Below are 2,828 nucleotides of genomic sequence, written 5' to 3'. Positions count from 1 at the left end.
TCATCAGCTCCTCGCCGGCTGTCTCGGCGTTGTTGACGTTGCGAATGATCCCGGGACGCTCGGTCTTGACGGGGACCGGAGGGTTGAACCAGTGGCGAGCCATGAAGGGGCCTTAGGGCGGCTAGCGGGTTTCCTCTCTATAAACCGGCTCAGCGATGAGGACGGCTAACCATTTGTTAGGGATGGTCTGAGTCCGTGACGGGTGTTTCCAAACGTCCATCGACGTTTATCCGAGCGGTCGGTACGAAGCCGGTATGCATCATCTTCCGGTGGGTGTCGCCCTAGTCATTTCGCTTGTTGTCGGTCTAGCCATTGCGGCGATCGCCTCAAAGGACCATTCGGAAATCTGCGGCATCCGATGCTTATTCGTCCTCGGCGAGAGCGTTAATGTGAGGGCTGTCACGCCAAGGCGGGAATGTCGAGAATGAATGGCAGCACACGGTCGCCATTGCCAGGTCACGACAAGCGAAGCTGGCTGACAGCTATTCGCGACCGTCGAAAGGCACGCAGAGGCCCATGGCAGTTGCTGCCTCGAGGATCGCCTCGGTCAGTTCTTCGTCGGAGGCCACCAAATAAGGCGCAGCCTCCCGAGCTTCGCGTAGTGCCGCTTTGATCGAGACCGTGTCGCGACGGTCCGCCCTGTTGAGGAGTACAGTGATTGCTTGCTCTAGAAGCGGACCGACCCTTTGCGCGACGCTCATCCGGCCCTCCCCAGGGACACGCCGAAGGGGAATCTACTCACTTCCTGACCGACATCAACGCCATGTACGAATCGTACGAATTGGCACGGTGCTAGGCCGCAACAGTCAGCAATTTTTAGCTCGAGTTTCTGATCGGTGATCGGATAATTGGCTCGCGCGCAGACCTCCTCCGACCATAGAGCGCTTCGATCCGCCTTTCGTCCACAACCTTGGGTCGAATCGTCCCGACGTATACCGGAGGGAAGAACCTGCCATCAGGCTATTCGCGAAGGTCGAACGCGACGAACATGCCAAAGGTTGGGGCAAGATCGACAATAAGCTCCACCAGCTCGCAGTCACTTTCCGCCAGATGCGGGCCGTCTCGGCGCACCGCTGCGATAGTCTCTTTGACGGAGATGATGATTTGGCCGCGCCGGGCTCGTAAAATCAGCTCTTCAACAAGCTCATTGGCAGTCACTTTGATGGGTCGGCAGTTCGTCCAAACGTTCATACCAGGCCTCCCACCTCAGCGAGAACCCACGCGGAACATTCATGACCCTCTGTCGGGAAAAATCAAGGGAATGTTTGTAGGAAATTTCCAAGAGGGGATTAGAGAACAAGCACGCAGCGAGCCTCTGTACTCTTCCGCTTTGACGCTCACCCAGCCGGCTAGGGACCTTCTTCCGTCGGGGCCTGTTTGGCCCGATCAATAGCCGCAAGTAATGACTGTAGGGTTGGCGGCAGTTCTGGTTCGACCCCCAGATTTAAGAACGTTTGTACGTTATGACGATAGCCTTCGGAACGGATCAGTTTCCGAAACGCTTCGGAGACAGACTGATGGTCTGCTTTGTTGCTGGTTGTCATGTTCGGGAAGTCCGTCCCAATGAGCCGCAACTCGCCCGCAACGAATGGGTTCCATCAGGAGGTCGGAATATTTGGTAAAAATTTCTGAGCGGCAGATCGGATAACTGGCTCGCGCGAAGCCCCCCGTTGCTCGAGCGCATTACCTTCACCAACTACTTCGCGCGCGAGATTGCGTTGCCGGTCCGTGTCGACTTCGATGCCGATTTCCGAGACATGTTCGCGGTGCGCGGCACCACGCGTAGCCATCGCGGTCGTGCCCCATGACGCGCTGATTGGTGAGGCAAGCGTCACATTTCGGTACGAAGGGCTTGATAATGTGGCGCGCCAGTCGGTCATTGCGGAGCCGGATCAGGTGCATTCCAGTTACGCCGAGTTCCGCATTGTCGTGCCGAGCCGTGACCGCAGGATCCTCCATCTGGATGGTCGGTCACGGCGAAGAGATTCCGTCCAGTGACCGGTTTCGTGCCGCCGCTGCGCGAGCGCGATGTGCGATTCGCTCAAAGCGCCGGCAAGGCGCCACCGTTTTCAGTTCCGGACGCGTGTTCAATGACTGGCTGGCCCGCACACGTGCCGACATCGCGCTCCTGACAACCGACCTCGAGACGGGACCATACCCGTATGCCGGCATTCCGTGGTTCTCAACCGCCTTTGGTCGCGACGGAGTCATTTCCGCCTTGCAGATGCTCTGGCTCAATCCCGAGCTTGCCCGTGGCGTGCTGGCGTTTCTCGCCCGCTACCAATCGACCGAGACTTCCGTCTTCGGAGACGCGGACCCAGGCAAGATCATGCACGAAACGCGCAAGGGCGAGATGGCCGTGCTTCGCGAGTTGCCGTTCGGCCGACAGGACCGGAGATGAGGACTTTGTCGATCGCATTTGGGAATCACTGGGTGCTGCCACGGCTTCGATGGAAGAAGTCGGAGCCCGCAACGGGGAGGGTTCGTTACCTACAGCAGGGCAGCGGATACGGGCCTCTTCAATCAGGGCTGGAAGGACAGTGCCGATGCGATCTTTCCATACCGACGGCACTGTTCCCAAGGGACCGATCGCCTTAGTCGAGGTGCAAGGTTACGTCTTCGCAGCATACCAACCGCGCTGAACGCTCGCACCTACCAAGCCGGACAGCGCTACTGGTCGCTGCATGTTGCACAGGAGCGGAAGAAGCTCGAACGCCGAGGCTTTACCCCAACCCAGATCGACGCCGAGATCAGCCGCTATGCGACGGCGATCAGCCGCATCCTTCGCTCTCAAAAGCAATATGGCTCAACACCGGATAGTGCCGCAC

5 protein-coding genes are annotated in these 2,828 nt (G+C 58.6%); 2 read left to right on the top strand and 3 right to left on the bottom strand.

All coding sequences use genetic code 11. The features are described from left to right. Positions 1-482 precede the first annotated feature (482 nt). From NKJ08_RS38345 to NKJ08_RS39220, 3 genes are all read right to left on the bottom strand, one after another. Positions 483-701 carry a hypothetical protein gene (locus tag NKJ08_RS38345; protein ID WP_023680942.1) on the bottom strand — a complete coding sequence of 73 codons (219 nt, stop codon included), beginning with the start codon at positions 699-701 and terminating at the stop codon, positions 483-485. A gap of 259 nt (positions 702-960) precedes the next feature. After that, positions 961-1,191, bottom strand: a complete 231-nt coding sequence (locus NKJ08_RS38340; RefSeq protein ID WP_023680941.1) for a hypothetical protein — start codon at positions 1,189-1,191, stop codon at positions 961-963. Positions 1,192-1,598: 407 nt separating this feature from the next. After that, positions 1,599-1,880 (bottom strand): hypothetical protein, encoded by a 282-nt coding sequence (locus NKJ08_RS39220; protein WP_502898812.1) that lies wholly within the window; start codon positions 1,878-1,880, stop codon positions 1,599-1,601. Positions 1,881-2,083: 203 nt separating this feature from the next. Between NKJ08_RS39220 and NKJ08_RS38330 the strand changes: the two genes are divergently transcribed. Next, a complete protein-coding gene (locus tag NKJ08_RS38330; RefSeq protein WP_352615280.1) occupies positions 2,084-2,401 on the top strand; it encodes a glucosidase family protein in 318 nt (105 codons plus the stop codon). A gap of 18 nt (positions 2,402-2,419) precedes the next feature. Then, positions 2,420-2,828 (top strand): DUF6074 family protein (locus tag NKJ08_RS38325; RefSeq protein WP_352786339.1); only part of this gene is annotated, 409 nt, incomplete at its 3' end.

Origin of the sequence: Mesorhizobium sp. M0244 (assembly GCF_040321795.1) — a bacterium.
Taxonomy (GTDB): Bacteria; Pseudomonadota; Alphaproteobacteria; order Rhizobiales; family Rhizobiaceae; genus Mesorhizobium.
This window is presented reverse-complemented; position numbering and strand designations above follow the sequence as displayed.

Coding starts and splice junctions, on each gene's coding strand:
- NKJ08_RS38345 (WP_023680942.1), bottom strand. CDS start 701: ATGAGCGTCGCGCAAAGGGTCGGTCCGCTTCTAGAGCAAGCAATCACT.
- NKJ08_RS39220 (WP_502898812.1), bottom strand. CDS start 1,880: ATGACCGACTGGCGCGCCACATTATCAAGCCCTTCGTACCGAAATGTG.
- NKJ08_RS38340 (WP_023680941.1), bottom strand. CDS start 1,191: ATGAACGTTTGGACGAACTGCCGACCCATCAAAGTGACTGCCAATGAG.